This window comes from Exiguobacterium sp. s75, from assembly GCF_018617145.1.
Classification (GTDB): domain Bacteria; phylum Bacillota; class Bacilli; order Exiguobacteriales; family Exiguobacteriaceae; genus Exiguobacterium; species Exiguobacterium profundum.
This window is the reverse complement of record NZ_JACSJQ010000006.1, coordinates 38,735-53,554: the sequence shown is the minus strand read 5'-3', so window position 1 is coordinate 53,554 and position 14,820 is coordinate 38,735. Positions and strand designations below refer to the sequence as shown.

24 protein-coding genes are annotated in these 14,820 nt (G+C 47.6%); all 24 read right to left on the bottom strand.

Annotation, left to right across the window (positions count from 1 at the left end; all coding sequences use genetic code 11):
• Positions 1-383 precede the first annotated feature (383 nt).
• The 24 genes from KNO68_RS14185 to rpsN all read right to left on the bottom strand — a co-directional run bounded on the left by KNO68_RS14185 (position 384) and on the right by rpsN (position 14,807).
• Positions 384-1,028 carry a KinB-signaling pathway activation protein gene (locus tag KNO68_RS14185; protein ID WP_215112654.1) on the bottom strand — a complete coding sequence of 215 codons (645 nt, stop codon included), beginning with the start codon at positions 1,026-1,028 and terminating at the stop codon, positions 384-386.
• Positions 1,029-1,039: 11 nt separating this feature from the next.
• Complete coding sequence (locus KNO68_RS14180; protein ID WP_026824853.1) at positions 1,040-2,071, bottom strand: P-loop NTPase; 1,032 nt, start codon at positions 2,069-2,071, stop codon at positions 1,040-1,042.
• A gap of 134 nt (positions 2,072-2,205) precedes the next feature.
• The gene (gene rpsI / locus KNO68_RS14175) at positions 2,206-2,598 is read right to left on the bottom strand and encodes a 30S ribosomal protein S9 (protein ID WP_012727644.1); all 393 of its coding nucleotides are present in this window, start codon (positions 2,596-2,598) and stop codon (positions 2,206-2,208) included.
• A 25-nt stretch (positions 2,599-2,623) separates the two neighbouring features.
• Positions 2,624-3,061 carry a 50S ribosomal protein L13 gene (gene rplM / locus KNO68_RS14170; protein ID WP_012727645.1) on the bottom strand — a complete coding sequence of 146 codons (438 nt, stop codon included), beginning with the start codon at positions 3,059-3,061 and terminating at the stop codon, positions 2,624-2,626.
• Between the two features lie 143 nt (positions 3,062-3,204).
• A complete protein-coding gene (gene truA, locus KNO68_RS14165) occupies positions 3,205-3,945 on the bottom strand; it encodes a tRNA pseudouridine(38-40) synthase TruA (RefSeq protein ID WP_214685998.1) in 741 nt (246 codons plus the stop codon).
• The gene (locus KNO68_RS14160) at positions 3,942-4,733 is read right to left on the bottom strand and encodes an energy-coupling factor transporter transmembrane component T family protein (RefSeq protein ID WP_078147864.1); all 792 of its coding nucleotides are present in this window, start codon (positions 4,731-4,733) and stop codon (positions 3,942-3,944) included. Before KNO68_RS14160 ends, truA begins: the two co-directional genes overlap by 4 nt.
• Entirely contained in the window at positions 4,730-5,608 is an 879-nt protein-coding gene (locus KNO68_RS14155) for an energy-coupling factor transporter ATPase (protein WP_078147865.1), read from the bottom strand. The genes KNO68_RS14160 and KNO68_RS14155 overlap by 4 nt, the downstream gene beginning before the upstream one ends.
• A complete protein-coding gene (locus KNO68_RS14150) occupies positions 5,584-6,420 on the bottom strand; it encodes an energy-coupling factor transporter ATPase (RefSeq protein WP_031421869.1) in 837 nt (278 codons plus the stop codon). Before KNO68_RS14150 ends, KNO68_RS14155 begins: the two co-directional genes overlap by 25 nt.
• 69 nt (positions 6,421-6,489) lie before the next feature.
• The gene (rplQ, locus tag KNO68_RS14145; RefSeq protein WP_012727650.1) at positions 6,490-6,843 is read right to left on the bottom strand and encodes a 50S ribosomal protein L17; all 354 of its coding nucleotides are present in this window, start codon (positions 6,841-6,843) and stop codon (positions 6,490-6,492) included.
• A gap of 24 nt (positions 6,844-6,867) precedes the next feature.
• The gene (locus KNO68_RS14140; protein ID WP_012727651.1) at positions 6,868-7,812 is read right to left on the bottom strand and encodes a DNA-directed RNA polymerase subunit alpha; all 945 of its coding nucleotides are present in this window, start codon (positions 7,810-7,812) and stop codon (positions 6,868-6,870) included.
• Positions 7,813-7,904: 92 nt separating this feature from the next.
• A complete protein-coding gene (rpsK, locus tag KNO68_RS14135) occupies positions 7,905-8,300 on the bottom strand; it encodes a 30S ribosomal protein S11 (RefSeq protein WP_012727652.1) in 396 nt (131 codons plus the stop codon).
• A 16-nt stretch (positions 8,301-8,316) separates the two neighbouring features.
• Positions 8,317-8,682, bottom strand: a complete 366-nt coding sequence (rpsM, locus tag KNO68_RS14130; protein ID WP_012727653.1) for a 30S ribosomal protein S13 — start codon at positions 8,680-8,682, stop codon at positions 8,317-8,319.
• A gap of 19 nt (positions 8,683-8,701) precedes the next feature.
• On the bottom strand, positions 8,702-8,815 hold the full coding sequence (gene rpmJ, locus KNO68_RS14125; RefSeq protein WP_003156543.1) for a 50S ribosomal protein L36: 114 nt from the start codon (positions 8,813-8,815) through the stop codon (positions 8,702-8,704).
• Between the two features lie 30 nt (positions 8,816-8,845).
• The gene (infA, locus tag KNO68_RS14120; RefSeq protein ID WP_021066622.1) at positions 8,846-9,064 is read right to left on the bottom strand and encodes a translation initiation factor IF-1; all 219 of its coding nucleotides are present in this window, start codon (positions 9,062-9,064) and stop codon (positions 8,846-8,848) included.
• Positions 9,065-9,169: 105 nt separating this feature from the next.
• A complete protein-coding gene (gene map / locus KNO68_RS14115) occupies positions 9,170-9,928 on the bottom strand; it encodes a type I methionyl aminopeptidase (protein ID WP_211782057.1) in 759 nt (252 codons plus the stop codon).
• Positions 9,925-10,575 carry an adenylate kinase gene (locus KNO68_RS14110; RefSeq protein ID WP_012727656.1) on the bottom strand — a complete coding sequence of 217 codons (651 nt, stop codon included), beginning with the start codon at positions 10,573-10,575 and terminating at the stop codon, positions 9,925-9,927. The genes map and KNO68_RS14110 overlap by 4 nt, the downstream gene beginning before the upstream one ends.
• 79 nt (positions 10,576-10,654) lie before the next feature.
• Positions 10,655-11,944, bottom strand: a complete 1,290-nt coding sequence (gene secY / locus KNO68_RS14105) for a preprotein translocase subunit SecY (protein WP_214734754.1) — start codon at positions 11,942-11,944, stop codon at positions 10,655-10,657.
• On the bottom strand, positions 11,944-12,384 hold the full coding sequence (rplO, locus tag KNO68_RS14100; RefSeq protein WP_012727658.1) for a 50S ribosomal protein L15: 441 nt from the start codon (positions 12,382-12,384) through the stop codon (positions 11,944-11,946). Before rplO ends, secY begins: the two co-directional genes overlap by 1 nt.
• 31 nt (positions 12,385-12,415) lie before the next feature.
• Complete coding sequence (gene rpmD, locus KNO68_RS14095) at positions 12,416-12,601, bottom strand: 50S ribosomal protein L30 (RefSeq protein WP_214734753.1); 186 nt, start codon at positions 12,599-12,601, stop codon at positions 12,416-12,418.
• Between the two features lie 15 nt (positions 12,602-12,616).
• Positions 12,617-13,117, bottom strand: coding sequence for a 30S ribosomal protein S5 (gene rpsE / locus KNO68_RS14090; protein ID WP_012727660.1), 501 nt, complete (start codon positions 13,115-13,117; stop codon positions 12,617-12,619).
• Between the two features lie 20 nt (positions 13,118-13,137).
• Positions 13,138-13,500, bottom strand: a complete 363-nt coding sequence (rplR, locus tag KNO68_RS14085; protein ID WP_012727661.1) for a 50S ribosomal protein L18 — start codon at positions 13,498-13,500, stop codon at positions 13,138-13,140.
• 34 nt (positions 13,501-13,534) lie between these two features.
• Positions 13,535-14,074 carry a 50S ribosomal protein L6 gene (rplF, locus tag KNO68_RS14080; protein ID WP_012727662.1) on the bottom strand — a complete coding sequence of 180 codons (540 nt, stop codon included), beginning with the start codon at positions 14,072-14,074 and terminating at the stop codon, positions 13,535-13,537.
• Positions 14,075-14,107: 33 nt separating this feature from the next.
• On the bottom strand, positions 14,108-14,506 hold the full coding sequence (rpsH, locus tag KNO68_RS14075; protein ID WP_012727663.1) for a 30S ribosomal protein S8: 399 nt from the start codon (positions 14,504-14,506) through the stop codon (positions 14,108-14,110).
• 31 nt (positions 14,507-14,537) lie between these two features.
• Complete coding sequence (gene rpsN / locus KNO68_RS14070; RefSeq protein ID WP_012727664.1) at positions 14,538-14,807, bottom strand: 30S ribosomal protein S14; 270 nt, start codon at positions 14,805-14,807, stop codon at positions 14,538-14,540.
• Positions 14,808-14,820 lie beyond the last annotated feature (13 nt).

Below are 14,820 nucleotides of genomic sequence, written 5' to 3'. Positions count from 1 at the left end.
CGCCAGCGTTCGTCCTGAGCCAGGATCAAACTCTCCAAAGAATTTGATATAGCTCTTAAATTGACGAAGCTTGCGCTTCATTCAAAAATTGTAAAACTTATTTTTGCCTCATCGTTCAGTTTTCAAAGACCAATCGTTGTCGTGTTAGCGACTTTTTAATAATAGCGATTTGACTTATTAAAGTCAACCACTTTTTATTATTTTTTTCGCTTCCTGAAGTTTGTTTCGTGAACAACATCAGCGACGTTTATTAATATATCAGCATCCTAAAAAATCGTCAACTGTTTTTCTAAAAAAACTTTATTTTTTCTTTTTACATGACTGAAAGAAAAAACGGTCGTGGATTAACCCCTGAGAAGGAGTAATCCACAACCGCTTGATCATTATGACGACTTAGAAGACATCTGTTTCTTTGTTTTCTTCTTCACTGTTTCTGATGAAGTCGACTCCACAACTTGTCCAGTCTGTTGGAAGCGATGAAGCATTAATACCTGATAAGCGTTCGCAAACACCAATGTGGCTAGTGCCGGCCAGAGCAATGGAATCTCGTCCGTTGTTTGCAGAGCTGGAATCCATTCAATTAACGTAATGACAGTCATTAAGAAAAGTGTCGGGATGAAAGCACTCCTATTTGTTTGTTTCGCCTTACTCGCAGCAACGACCCAAGCGACAATGAGTAACACAAGCATCTCACCGATATAACGCCACATGTGATCATTACCGAATGCGAGCATCCGTAAGTAGACGGCATCAAAAATCGCAAAAGCGATTAGTAACACTTGAACGCGATTCCATAGACGTGGCCCTCTAAACAAGTCGAGTCCGACTCGATGAATAATCAAATAGGCAAAGAAACCCATCATGCTGATTCCCGTCCATGTACTCGAATAACTAAGCGCCGTGACAATTGCCTCCCAGGACTGACTGACCAAATAACCCGGGTTCGCCAATAAATTCATCAGGAACCCGAACAACGTCCCGAATACGAGCGTTGTCCAAAACAAACGTAAAAAACCTTGTACTTTCATCTCTCACCGATTCACCCTTCTATTTGTTTAATGACTGCTTGCGCCAACTCATCATACGTATGCTCGAACGGATGTCCATCCCGATAGACAGAAGGTGCAAAGTCCTCTTCATTGTCGTACGGTTGGCCGAGCGGGATTTGAGCAAGTAGCTTACTCTTCAATGCTTCTGAAAGCTTTTCTCCACCACCGTAACCGAATACGTATTCTTTTTCACCAGTTAGCTTACTTTCGAAATAAGCCATGTTTTCAATGATACCTAATAGTTTGTGGTTCGTTTTGATTGCCATCGCTCCGGCACGAGCCGCAACGAATGCTGCTGTCGCATGAGGTGTCGTGACAATCAATTCCTGACATGATGGGAGCATCGAATGGATATCGAGCGCGACATCCCCCGTTCCCGGCGGTAAGTCGAGCAAGAGATAGTCAAGATCGCCCCACTCGACGTCATTAAAGAAGTTATTTAACATTTTCCCGAGCATCGGTCCACGCCAGATGACCGGCGCATTGTCTTCCACGAAGAATCCCATCGAGATGACTTTCACGCCAAAACGCTCGACTGGAATGATCTTCTCGCCGCGAACAACCGGTCGTTCCTCGATGCCGAGCATATCTGGAACACTGAAGCCGTAAATATCCGCATCAATCAACCCGACCTTTTTACCCGCTCGCGCAAGCGCGACAGCCAAGTTGACGGATACTGTCGATTTTCCTACGCCACCCTTACCAGAAGCGATGGCGATAAAGGTCGTCCCTGAGTTTTCACGGAGGATTGCCGGTTTCGTCGCCTCTTTCAAACTTTCATCATTCAATGCCTCAAAGCGAAGCCCGACCGTCTTAAAGCCTTTCCCCTTGAGCAACGTGACGATTTCTTGTTGTAACTGAAGCTGTTCCCCGCTCCCTGTTTGTCCGAGTGCCACTTTTACACTGACATAGTCTTCTTTGATTCGAATGTCTTTTACTCCTGCTGTATCTCCAAGCGTTCGGTTGATCGTCGGATCAACAAGCCCCGCCAATTCCTCGCGTACTTGCTCTACTGTAAGCATATTGCTTCCCCCTTCTAACTGTTTCGATATCAGTATATCAAAAAAAGCGTTTTCTTGACGGGTTCGGAATCGACTATTTCAAACAAAAAACTCTCCACCCGAAAGGATGGAGAGTTCGAACCACATCGCGAAGATTAACGCTTCGAGAATTGTGGTGCGCGACGTGCTGCTTTAAGACCGTATTTTTTACGTTCTTTCATACGAGCGTCACGAGTTAAGAAGCCTTTTTCTTTGAGGCTTGGACGGAATTCTGGGTCCGCTTGAAGAAGCGCACGTGATACGCCGTGGCGAATTGCTCCAGCTTGTCCAGTGTATCCACCACCGTTAACGTTAACGATTACATCGTATTTACCTTCTGTTTCAGTCAATACGAGTGGTGATTTAGCCATCATGATCAAAGTCTCATGACCGAAGTATTCTGAGATATCGCGGCCATTTACAACAACTTTACCGTCACCTGCAACGAGGTGAACGCGAGCCACCGAGTGTTTGCGGCGGCCTGTTCCGTAGTAACGTACATCTGCCATCGTTTAGTTCCTCCCTGTGTCTCGATTAACCGCGAAGTTCGTAAACTTCTGGTTTTTGTGCTTCGTGCTTGTGTTCAGCTCCAGCGTAAACGTGGAGTTTGTTGAATTGTTGACGACCGAGTGATCCTTTTGGAAGCATCCCTTTGATCGCGAGTTCAAGCATACGCTCTGGACGTTTTGCGAGAAGCTCTTTTGCAGTTTGTGATTTCAAACCGCCTGGATGACCTGAATGACGGTAGTAGATCTTGTCATTCAATTTGTTACCAGTCAATTTGATTTTCTCAGCGTTGATGATGATGACGTGGTCTCCGCAATCAACGTGTGGTGTGAAAGTCGGCTTGTGCTTACCGCGAAGAAGTGAAGCTACTTCACTAGTCAAACGACCAAGTGTTTTGCCTTCTGCGTCGATAAGGAGCCATTTGCGTTCTACTTCAGATGCTTTAGCCATGAATGTTGTGCGCATGTGGAATACCTCCTAGAAATGTCTGTTCACTTAATTTTTTGATGCTTTATCATAATCCTAGTTTACGGGGCTAAGATTGTGGTTCATCTCTAAATTTGAAAATGAAATGCCAATGAATATAATACGATTTTATAAGGGGAATGTCAATCTACTTTTTCATAATTCACATTCCACAAATACAAACCGTGTGGGGGGGCGGTAATCCCCGCTACGCGGCGGTCCTTCGCCTCTAGCATTTGTATGATATCTGCGGGCTGATACTTCCCTCTCCCCACCTCGATGACCGTCCCTACCATGATGCGGACTTGGTTGTATAGAAAACCCGAGCCAACGAACCGGAATATGATCTCGTCCCCCATCTCGAGCACTTCTGCTTCGTAGATAGTGCGGACCCGATCTTCGACTTCTGCCTTTGTCACAGAGAACGACGTAAAGTCGTGGGTCCCAATCAACCGCTCCATCGCTTGACGCATCGCCTCGAGGCTCAGCTTATACGTCACGGTCGCAGCATAATGCCGACGAAACGGATCCTCAGTCTGACGGATATGGTAGCGATACTCTTTTCGCTTCGCACCGTAACGTGCGTGAAACGTATCATCCATTTCTTCCGCCTGTTTAACGAGGATATCGTCTGGTAGCATGGCGTTTAACGCTTTGACGAAACGCTCAGCCGGCATCTCTAACGACGTATCAAAGTGAATCACCTGCCCTAACGCATGGACGCGAGCGTCTGTACGACCTGAGGCGACGATTTTCACCGGATGACGATGCATACGTGCCAAGACAGATTCAATCTCCGCTTGAATGGTATTGCCATTCGGTTGTACCTGATATCCCGCATAATGTGTCCCGTCATAGGCGACAATCAGTTTAATTCGTCTCATCCAATCCCTCTCAATCCAAACAAAATGAGTGTCAACGCGACAAAAATGAGCAATACGGCTGTGTCTCGCGTTTGCCACTTCATCTCACGCAACCTCGTCCGCCCTTCTCCCCCACGGTAGCCGCGGGCCTCCATGGCCGTAGCGAGGTCCTCAGCACGTTTAAACGCGGAGATGAACAATGGGATCAAGAGTGGGATGACCCCTTTTAAGCGGGATTTCCAAGGTCCACTCATCAAATCGACCCCACGCGCCTGCTGAGCTTTCATAATCCGGTCCGTCTCATCCGCAAGCGTCGGTAGGAAACGGAGTGAAATGGAAAGCATCAACGCAATTTCGTGGGCCGGCACACGAATCCGTTCGAATGGCCGTAGCCCCGCTTCAATCGAATCGGTCAATTCCATCGGTGTCGTCGTTAACGTCACGAGTGTCGTCAACATGACGAGATAAAAGAAGCGAAGCGAGACAATCAGCCCCATTCGAATTCCTTCCGAATAAATCGCAATCGGTCCTAATTCGAATAGAAGTGTCCCGTCTCGATTGAATAACAGTTGTAAGATCAACGTGAAGACGATCAAAAATAAGATCATGCGAAGACCGTTCCATAAATAGCGCCACGATAACTGTGACAGTTTGACCGCAAACAACGTGAACGCGAGTAAAAATAAATTCGTCCATAAGTTGTCAGCTAAAAAAACAACTGGGATGAATCCTAAAATGAAGAGCGTCTTGGCACGCGCATCAAGGGAATGAAGCCACGAATGTCCGGGTATATATTGACCGATAATCATGTCGCTCCCCCTTTCAGCCGTTCCGCCACCCAATCCGCCAGCTCGCTCTCGGTTCGTACGAGCGGGATGGACGTTTCTCCAAGAACCGGTGCCATGTCACGAGCGAATCGTAAGACGTGCGGGATGTCGAGCTGGAGACGTCGCACCAGTACCTCGTCTTGGAACAATTCAAACGGGTCCCCATCAAACGCCACCTGACCACGCTCCATCACGATGACGCGCTCCGCATAGGCGAGTACATCATCCATGTCATGCGAGACAAGGATCAACGTAAGGTTCAACTCTTCTCGTAAACGTTTGAATAAGGCGAGCATGTCTCGTCTCCCAATTGGGTCGAGACCCGCTGTCGGTTCATCGACAATGAGCACATCAGGCCGGCTCGCTAAAACACCTGCAATCGCGACACGGCGCATCTGCCCTCCTGAAAGATCAAACGGCGAACGGTCCCATAACGTTTCATCCAAGCCGACGAGACGAAGGGCCTCGTGGGCTCGCTCTTTCGCTTCGGCATCTGTCGCGCCAAAGTTGCGCGGACCGAACATGACGTCGCGTTCGACCGTCTCTTCAAACAATTGGTGCTCTGGATATTGAAAGACGAGCCCAACGCGACGCCGAAGCGGCAAAAGATTCTGTTTCTTGTCACGACGCGTCCGAATCGGGGTGACAATGATATCATCGACCACCACACGTCCGTCAGTCGGGCGCAATAAGCCGTTCATATGTTGAACGAGTGTCGATTTCCCTGAGCCAGTATGCCCAAGAAACGCAACAAGCGCTCCCGACGGAATGGTTACATTCACATCGCGCAGCGCGGTTCGTTCAAACGGAGTATTCATTTGGTATTGATATGTTACTTCTTCAATGCGTATCGGCATAGATGGTTCACCAACTCCGAATGTTGTAGCATCAGACGATCGAGTGGAATGCCACGTGCCTTCAGTTCGAGTTGCATCCGAACGATAAACGGGACATCTAGTTGAATGTCACGAAGCGTATCTGGATGTTGAAACACGTCTTCAGGTGTGCCGGTCATCGCAATCTTGCCTTTCGACAATGCAATGATACGGTCAGCAAACAACACTTCGTCGAGCTCGTGTGTAATGGCGACAACGGTCATCCCTTCCGAGACGAGCTGTCGTACCGTTTGTAATACCTCTTGTCGCCCGATTGGGTCGAGCATGGAGGTCGCTTCATCGAGCACGAGGACACGCGGGCGCATTGCGAGAGCCGCAGCTATCGCAACGCGCTGCTTTTGTCCACCGGATAACTGATGCGGTTCACGGTCCGCTAGTTCCGATAATCCAACGCGCGCTAGACTGTCATCAATTCGACGAACCATTTCTTGACGTGGAAGTCCCATGTTTTCGAGAGAAAATGCCACATCATCGCGCACGGTCGCCCCGACAAATTGATTGTCGGGATTTTGAAAGACGACCCCGATCCGCGTTCGAACGTCCCACACGTCTGCGGCGTTCGACGGATCGAGTGTCTCTACGCGAACTTCCCCCTGTTCAGGAATGAGAAGTCCGTTCCACAACTTCGTCAGTGTCGACTTGCCAGAACCATTATGGCCGACAATCGCAAGCCATTCCCCTTTATATACATCGAGCGATAGGCCGTTAAGCGCCGGCTCAGACTGTCCAGGGTAATGAAATACGACATCTCGTACCATAATTTGTGATTCCATAGGTCGACTCCTTTCTGATGTGGAAACAGGGCAATACGTCACCGCATGCCCTGTTGACTGCCTAATGAATTAGACGAGTTCGATGATTACAACTTCTGCACCATCACCGCGGCGTGGGCCGACTTTCATGATGCGCGTGTATCCACCTTGACGTTCAGCGTAGCGTGGTGCCACGTCTTCGAACAATTTTTGGATTGCGTCTTTTTCTCCAGCGTTCTCCTTGCGAACGAATGAAGCTACTTGACGACGGGCATGAAGATCGCCACGTTTCCCAAGAGTGATCAATTTTTCAACGACTGGGCGAAGTTCTTTCGCTTTTTGTTCAGTTGTTTGAATGCGCTCGTTGATGATTAGGTCAGTTGCAAGATCACGCAAAAGCGCCTTGCGTTGCGAGCTTGTACGGCCAAGTTTCGAATAAGCCATTACATTTCCCTCCTTCGGTTGAACTTAGTCTTCTTTACGCAAGCCCAAACCGAGTTCGTCCAACTTGTGTTGAACTTCTTCGAGTGATTTACGTCCGAGGTTACGAACTTTCATCATCTCTTCCTCTGATTTGTTTGCGAGTTCTTGAACAGTGTTGATGCCAGCGCGCTTCAAGCAGTTGTACGAACGAACTGAGAGATCGAGTTCTTCAATCGTCATTTCGAGTACTTTTTCTTTTTGGTCTTCTTCTTTCTCGACCATAATTTCTGCGTTGAGAGCCTCATCTGTCAAACCAACGAAGATGTTCAAGTGTTCAGTCAAAATTTTAGCCCCTAATGATACAGCTTCTTCCGGACGAATTGAACCATCTGTCCACACGTCTAACAAAAGCTTATCAAAGCTAGCGTCTTGACCGACACGTGTTTTATCTACTTCGTAGTTCACGCGTTGAATCGGTGTATAGATCGAATCGATTGGAATGACCCCAATCGGCATATCATCACGTTTGTTATCTTCTGCCTGGACGTAACCACGACCACGGCGAGCAGTCAAACGCATGCGAAGCGTCGCATTGTCAGCGAGAGTCGCGATGTGGAGCTCAGGATTCAAGATTTCAACGTCGCTATCATGGGTAATGTCTGCCGCAGTGACAGCACCGGCACTTGAAACGTTAATCTCAAGCGTTTTCTCTTCTTCCGAGTACACTTTAAGTGCCAACTTCTTGAGGTTGAGTACGATTTGAGTGACGTCTTCGACAACACCGTCAATCGTAGAGAACTCGTGAAGCACGCCATCGATTTGAACCGCTGTTACCGCTGCACCTGGGAGCGATGACAATAGAATTCGACGTAGTGAGTTACCGAGAGTAGTGCCATATCCACGTTCAAGCGGTTCTACTACGAATTTACCAAACGTAGCGTCCTCGCTGATTTCGACCGTTTCGATCTTTGGTTTTTCAATCTCGATCATCTGAACCCCTCCTTGAGTATATCCTGCCGTGCAGTTTGAGCTGCTAAAGTATAAGCTGTCGTGCTAGGTAAACCCCTCACACGCTCAAGCGATTATACGCGGCGACGTTTTGGAGGGCGGCAACCGTTGTGCGGAACTGGAGTTACGTCACGGATTGCAGTAACTTCGAGACCAGTAGCTTGGAGCGCACGGATAGCCGCTTCACGTCCAGCACCAGGACCTTTAACGTTAACTTCTACTGTACGCATACCGTTGTCCATTGCAACTTTCGCTGCAGTTTCAGCAGCCATTTGCGCTGCGAACGGAGTCGATTTACGTGATCCTTTAAATCCAAGGTTACCAGAAGTAGCCCATGAGATCGCGTTACCTTGCGTATCAGTGATTGTGATAATTGTGTTGTTGAATGTAGAACGGATGTGTACCACACCGACTTCAACATGTTTTTTAACTTTACGTTTAGAACGTACGTTTTGCTTACGTTTCGCCATTGTTCAATTCCCTCCTTTACTTCTTCTTGTTCGCTACTGTACGGCGTGGGCCTTTACGAGTACGCGAGTTGTTCTTCGTGTTTTGACCGCGAACAGGGAGACTACGGCGATGACGGATACCGCGGTATGCGCCGATCTCGATCAAACGTTTGATGTTAAGTGAAACTTCACGACGAAGGTCACCTTCAACTTTGATTCCGTCAATTGCTTCACGGATACGGTTGAGTTCATCTTCAGTAAGGTCGCGTGTGCGTGTCTCTTCAGATACGTTAGCAGCCTTCAAAATTTCTTGTGCTTTTGTTTTACCAATACCATAGATGTATGTGAGCGAAATAACGATACGTTTTTCGCGTGGAATATCTACACCAGCAATACGTGCCATGTGTGCACCTCCTCTGAAATTAACCTTGTTTTTGTTTGTGTTTCGGGTTTTCGCAAATTACCATTACTTTACCCTTACGGCGAATAACTTTACATTTTTCGCAAATCGGTTTTACCGACGGTCTTACTTTCATGAGTATACCCTCCTCCTGGAAAAATCGGAGTTACTTATAACGGTACGTAATCCGCCCGCGAGTCAAGTCGTATGGAGACAACTCAACAGTTACGCGGTCACCTGGAAGGATCCGAATGTAGTGCATCCGAATTTTCCCTGAGACGTGCGCGAGCACCGTGTGGCCGTTTTCTAACTCCACTTTAAACATTGCGTTCGGAAGTGGTTCGACAACAGTGCCTTCCACTTCAATGACATCTTGTTTCGCCATCATTTATTCCCCTTTCTATATGAAAATCTTTAGGAGCACAGACGATCTATTGCCATCTACTGTGAGAGAAGGATCCAGAACGGATCAGTATGAAACAATAGAGCCTCATTCACCGGAATCGAGTTTCGTTAAAATCTCGTATCCATCGTCTGTGATGGCGATGGTGTGCTCAAAGTGGGCGCACATGCTACCGTCCACGGTGACAACTGTCCAGTTATCAGCCAGTGTTCGAACATAGCGTTGACCAGCATTAACCATTGGTTCAATGGCTAACGTCATCCCAGTCTTCAGGCGCGGCCCTTTCCCCGGTGGACCATAGTGTGGAATTTGCGGTTCTTCATGCAAATTTTGTCCAACACCATGACCGACGTATTCGCGGACGACAGAAAAGTCATGTGATTCAACATATGCTTGAATCGCATGCGAAATATCTGTCAATCGCCCTCCAGCCTTGGCGTGCTCCAATCCTTTATACAGACTTTCTTCGGTTACGTCAAGTAGCCGCTGTGTCTCTTCTGAGATTGTTCCCACTGGATAAGTCCAAGCGGAATCTCCATGGTATCCATTATAGTAGGCACCGATGTCGATTGAGATAATATCTCCATCCTTCAATACCCGTTTTCCTGGAATGCCATGAACAAGCTCTTCGTTCACCGAAGCGCAAACACTACCGGTAAAACCGTTATAGCCTTTGAACGATGGCGTCGCACCTTGGCTGCGAATGTAATCTTCCGCAATCCGGTCGAGCTCAAGCGTCGTGATTCCTGGTTTAATGTGCTGTTTGAGCACCTGGTGCGTTCGAGCAACAATTTGCCCAGCCTCACGCATAATCGCAATTTCACGAGGCGTCTTCGTGATGATCATTCAGTATCACCGAGTAATGCTTTGACATCGGCATATACGACATCGATTGGACGATCTCCATCCAATGTACGAAGATACCCTTTTTCAGCGTAAAAGTCAATGAGTGGTTTCGATTGCTCGATGTTGACGTCAAGGCGACGGCGAACCGTTTCCTCTTTATCGTCTTCACGTTGCATGAGTGCCGACCCATCCACATCACAGATGCCTTCCACTTTTGGTGGGTTGAAGATCACGTGATATGTCGCACCACACGTTGGGCAGATCCAACGACCTGTCAAGCGTGGAACGAGAATTTCCGCATCCACATCGATGTTGACGACGTGGTCAATCTGTTTCCCCAAATCTTTAAGCAAACTTTCGAGTGCCTCTGCTTGAGCAACAGTACGCGGGAATCCATCGAGTAAGAAACCTTTTTCTGTGTCATCTTGGCTAAGACGTTCACGTACGATTCCGATTGTTACCTCGTCCGGTACGAGTTCGCCTTTATCCATGAATGACTTGGCTTCTTTACCGAGTGGCGTTCCGCCTTTGATTGCCGCACGAAACATGTCGCCTGTCGAAATGTGAGGGATTTGGTACTCTTCTACGATTTTAGCCGCTTGAGTCCCTTTCCCAGCACCCGGTAAGCCCATGAGTACTAGATTCATCTCGGTTAGCCTCCAGTTTTGATTTTCACGAAGGGCTTGTAAACACGACAGGAAGGAAGGGTCAACCCTTCCTTCCGCTTTAACGGATAAAGCCTTTATAGTGTCGTTTTACAAGTTGACTTTCGATTTGTTTCATCGTGTCGAGGGCTACCCCGATGACGATCAACAAGCTCGTTCCTCCGATTTGAACGGAAGTTGGAAGACCGGCAAGCTTAATGAAGATTGTCGGCATGATCGCCACGAGCGATAAGAAGATCGCTCCGAAGAAAGTCAATCGATACAGCAACTTCGTGATGTACTGTTCTGTTTGCGCCCCAGGACGAATCCCAGGAATATAACCACCTTGCTTCTGCAGGTTTTCTGCCATTTGCTCAGGGTTGACCTGAATAAATGTATAGAAGTAGGCAAACGCAATGATTAACGCAACGTAAATCGACATTCCGATTGGCGCCGTCGTGTCAAAGTACGTCTGTAATTTTTGCGTTGTCTCCGGCGAAGCAATGAAGCTTGCAACAGTTGGTGGTGTTACCATGAAGGAAATCGCGAAGATAACCGGGATAACACCTGCTGCGTTTAGTTTGATTGGCAAGTGCGTTGACTGACCGCCCACTGGGGTACGGTTCGCCGTGCGTTTTGCATATTGGATTGGAATTTTGCGTGCCGCTTGTTGAACATAAATGATCCCAACCGTCACAGCCAAAATAACAAGTGCCAATACAACCAAGTAAACGATATTAATGAACAATGCATCTCCAGCGTTTTGGAGTTTTGTTTCATAAATCTGCGTGAAGATTCTTGGGAACCCTGCGACGATACCGGCGAAGATAATAATGGAAATACCATTCCCAACACCTTTCTCCGTTGTCATTTCACCAAGGAACATCAAGAACGCTGTACCCGCAGTGAGTACAATCGCGATCACAAAGTAAGTTGCCGTTCCCCACATCTCATTGACGAGACCTGGGTAGAGGCGGTTAAATCCAAACGACAGTGAAGTCGCTTGGACAAAGCCTAAGATGATCGTCCCATAGCGCGTGACCGTCGCTAACTTTTTACGGCCCGCCTCTCCTTGTTTAGCCCATTCGGCAAACTTTGGAACGACGTCCATTTGTAAAAGTTGCACAACGATCGATGCCGTAATGTACGGCATGATCCCCATTGCGAACAAGGAGAAGTTCTGTAAAGCATTTCCTCCAAACAAGTTCAAGAAGTCAAGAAGACCTCCTGAGTCAAAACGCAACACATCCGTATTCACCATCGGCACCGGGATATGAGCCCCGATGCGGAAAATGATGATGATTGCGAGTGTGAAGAGAATACGCTGTCGAATATCTTTCACGCGCCACATATTGGAGATCGTCTGAAACATCAGATCACCTCAACTGTACCGCCAGCTGCTTCGATTGCTTCTTTCGCTGCACCGGAGAACTTGTTGGCTTTTACAGTCAATTTAGTTTCAAGCTTGCCGTTAGCAAGGACCTTGATTCCGTCTTTAGCAGAGCTGACAACACCAGTCTCGATTAAGAGTTCTGGAGTAACTTCAGTACCTGCTTCGAAACGGTTAAGCGTGTCTAGGGAAACAACCGCGTACTCTTTACGAGTTGGGTTGTTGAAACCGCGTTTTGGAAGACGACGGTAAAGTGGGTTTTGTCCACCTTCAAATCCTGGACGAACGCCACCGCCCGAACGAGCTTTTTGACCTTTGTGTCCACGACCAGAAGTTTTACCGTTACCAGTCGCCATACCGCGACCGACACGGTTACGTTCGTGACGTGAACCTGGAGTTGGCTTCAATTCATGGAGTTTCATAGTGGCACCTCCTTATTTATTAAAATCTTTATTATTCGTTGATTTCTTTTACAGTCACAAGGTGCGACACTTTGTTGATCATACCGCGCATCGCGACGTTGTCTGGGACAACGACCGTTTGATGCATTTTGCGAAGACCGAGTGTACGTACAGTAACACGCTGATCTTCCGGACGACCAATTGTGCTGCGTGTGAGGGTGATTGCGAGTTTCGCCATGTCTAGTTCCCTCCCTTAGTTAAGAAGTTCTTCTACGCTTTTACCACGTAGTTTAGCAACTTCCTCTGCTTTTTTGAGCTCAGTCAAGCCCTGTACCGTCGCACGGACGATGTTGATCGGTGTGTTTGAACCTAACGATTTCGAAAGGATGTCACCTACACCTGCAAGTTCGAGCACCGCACGAACTGGACCACCAGCGATAACCCCAGTACCTTCAGAAGCTGGTTTCATGAATACACGACCTGCTCCGAATACTCCTGTGATTTCGTGTGGAATTGTTGTACCAACCATAGGTACTTGTACCATGTTTTTCTTAGCGGCTTCAATAGCCTTGCGAATCGCTTCTGGCACCTCTTGTGCCTTACCTGTACCGAAACCGACGTGACCATTTTTGTCACCTACGACTACGAGAGCAGCAAAACGGAAGCGGCGGCCACCTTTTACGACTTTCGCGACGCGGTTTACGGTAACAACGCGTTCTTCAAGTTGTTCCATGTTAACGTCTAACTGGCGCATCGAGTGTCCCCTCCTTTTTATTAGAATTTAAGACCTGCTTCACGAGCTGCTTCTGCAACAGCTTTGACGCGGCCATGATAGAGGTATCCACCACGGTCGAACACAACTGTGTCGATACCTTTCTCGAGTGCACGTTCTGCAGCAAGTTTACCAACAGCTTTCGCTGCTTCAACGTTACCGCCATTTGTAAGATCGAGAGCTTTATCTTTCGAAGATGCAGACACAAGCGTTGTTTGTGCCGCGTCATCGATAAGTTGTACGTAAATGTGCTTGCTCGAACGGAATACGTTCAAACGTGGACGAGCTGCTGTCCCCGTGATCGTACGACGTACGCGAGCATGACGTTTTTTACGAACTGCATTTTTATCTGCCTTTGTGATCATTTATGCCACTCCTTTCCGTTCATTTCGTGACGAATTACTTACCAGTCTTACCTTCTTTACGGCGAATACGTTCATCAGAGTAACGAACACCTTTACCTTTGTAAGGTTCTGGAGCACGGTACGAGCGGATTTGAGCAGCAACGTGACCGACGCGCTCTTTGTTAATCCCTTTTACGATGATTTGCGTGTTTGAAGGAACTTCGATTTCGATACCTTCCTCAGCAACGTACTCGATTGGGTGCGAGTAGCCGAGGTTGAGGACGAGTTTGTTACCTTGCTTCGTAGCACGGTAACCAACCCCCGAGATCTCAAGTGTTTTTTGGAATCCGTTCGACACACCTTGTACCATGTTGGCAATAAGGGCACGTGTCGTACCGTGAATTGTGCGGCTTTCTTTCGATTCGTCTGGACGAACAACCGTCAATTCGTTCTCTTCAACTTTGATTTCCAATGCCGGGTTAGCTGAAAGCGAAAGTTCACCTTTAGCACCTTTTACTGTGACCGTGTTGTCATTAGCAACTGTTACAGTAACGCCAGCAGGAATCGTAACTGGTTTTTTACCAATACGTGACATTGATTACACCTCCGTTCTTGTTAGAAAAGTGACTTACCAGATGTAGGCGATCACTTCGCCGCCGACTTGTTGTTGGCGAGCTTCTTTATCAGTCATAAGACCTTTAGATGTCGAAAGAACTGCGATTCCGAGTCCTCCGAGTACTTTAGGTACTTCATCAGCTTTTGCGTATACGCGAAGACCTGGTTTCGAAATACGTTTGAGACCAGTGATTACACGTTCGTTGCTTGCTCCATATTTAAGGAAAAGACGAAGTGTACCTTGTTTAGCGTCCTCGATATATTCAACATCGCGAATGAAACCTTCACGCTTAAGGATTTCAGCGATCTCACGTTTAATGTTCGAAGCTGGAAGCTCCATTTTTTCATGGCGAACCATGTTAGCGTTACGGATACGTGTAAGCATATCTGCAATAGGGTCTGTCATTACCATGCGATGTACCTCCTTTCACACTGTTAGTGGATTACCAGCTTGCTTTTTTAACACCAGGGATTTGACCTTTGTATGCAAGATCACGGAACTTGATACGGCTGATCCCGAATTTACCCATGTAACCATGCGGACGACCTGTGATGCTGCAACGGTTGTGCAAGCGTACAGGTGACGAGTTACGTGGCAATTTGCTGAGTCCGATATAATCGCCTTCAGCTTTCAACTTCGCACGCTTTTCAGCGTACTGGGCAACGAGTTTCTCGCGTTTAAGTTCGCGATTAACCATTGACTTTTTAGCCATGTTGTCGACCTCC

Coding starts and splice junctions, on each gene's coding strand:
- KNO68_RS14185 (WP_215112654.1), bottom strand. CDS start 1,028: ATGAAAGTACAAGGTTTTTTACGTTTGTTTTGGACAACGCTCGTATTC.
- KNO68_RS14180 (WP_026824853.1), bottom strand. CDS start 2,071: ATGCTTACAGTAGAGCAAGTACGCGAGGAATTGGCGGGGCTTGTTGAT.
- rpsI (WP_012727644.1), bottom strand. CDS start 2,598: ATGGCAGATGTACGTTACTACGGAACAGGCCGCCGCAAACACTCGGTG.
- rplM (WP_012727645.1), bottom strand. CDS start 3,061: ATGCGCACAACATTCATGGCTAAAGCATCTGAAGTAGAACGCAAATGG.
- truA (WP_214685998.1), bottom strand. CDS start 3,945: ATGAGACGAATTAAACTGATTGTCGCCTATGACGGGACACATTATGCG.
- KNO68_RS14160 (WP_078147864.1), bottom strand. CDS start 4,733: ATGATTATCGGTCAATATATACCCGGACATTCGTGGCTTCATTCCCTT.
- KNO68_RS14155 (WP_078147865.1), bottom strand. CDS start 5,608: ATGCCGATACGCATTGAAGAAGTAACATATCAATACCAAATGAATACT.
- KNO68_RS14150 (WP_031421869.1), bottom strand. CDS start 6,420: ATGGAATCACAAATTATGGTACGAGATGTCGTATTTCATTACCCTGGA.
- rplQ (WP_012727650.1), bottom strand. CDS start 6,843: ATGGCTTATTCGAAACTTGGCCGTACAAGCTCGCAACGCAAGGCGCTT.
- KNO68_RS14140 (WP_012727651.1), bottom strand. CDS start 7,812: ATGATCGAGATTGAAAAACCAAAGATCGAAACGGTCGAAATCAGCGAG.
- rpsK (WP_012727652.1), bottom strand. CDS start 8,300: ATGGCGAAACGTAAGCAAAACGTACGTTCTAAACGTAAAGTTAAAAAA.
- rpsM (WP_012727653.1), bottom strand. CDS start 8,682: ATGGCACGTATTGCTGGTGTAGATATTCCACGCGAAAAACGTATCGTT.
- rpmJ (WP_003156543.1), bottom strand. CDS start 8,815: ATGAAAGTAAGACCGTCGGTAAAACCGATTTGCGAAAAATGTAAAGTT.
- infA (WP_021066622.1), bottom strand. CDS start 9,064: ATGGCGAAACAAGATGTCATTGAAGTGGAAGGCACTGTTGTCGAACCA.
- map (WP_211782057.1), bottom strand. CDS start 9,928: ATGATCATCACGAAGACGCCTCGTGAAATTGCGATTATGCGTGAGGCT.
- KNO68_RS14110 (WP_012727656.1), bottom strand. CDS start 10,575: ATGAATCTAGTACTCATGGGCTTACCGGGTGCTGGGAAAGGGACTCAA.
- secY (WP_214734754.1), bottom strand. CDS start 11,944: ATGTTTCAGACGATCTCCAATATGTGGCGCGTGAAAGATATTCGACAG.
- rplO (WP_012727658.1), bottom strand. CDS start 12,384: ATGAAACTCCATGAATTGAAGCCAACTCCAGGTTCACGTCACGAACGT.
- rpmD (WP_214734753.1), bottom strand. CDS start 12,601: ATGGCGAAACTCGCAATCACCCTCACACGCAGCACAATTGGTCGTCCG.
- rpsE (WP_012727660.1), bottom strand. CDS start 13,117: ATGCGCCAGTTAGACGTTAACATGGAACAACTTGAAGAACGCGTTGTT.
- rplR (WP_012727661.1), bottom strand. CDS start 13,500: ATGATCACAAAGGCAGATAAAAATGCAGTTCGTAAAAAACGTCATGCT.
- rplF (WP_012727662.1), bottom strand. CDS start 14,074: ATGTCACGTATTGGTAAAAAACCAGTTACGATTCCTGCTGGCGTTACT.
- rpsH (WP_012727663.1), bottom strand. CDS start 14,506: ATGGTAATGACAGACCCTATTGCAGATATGCTTACACGTATCCGTAAC.
- rpsN (WP_012727664.1), bottom strand. CDS start 14,807: ATGGCTAAAAAGTCAATGGTTAATCGCGAACTTAAACGCGAGAAACTC.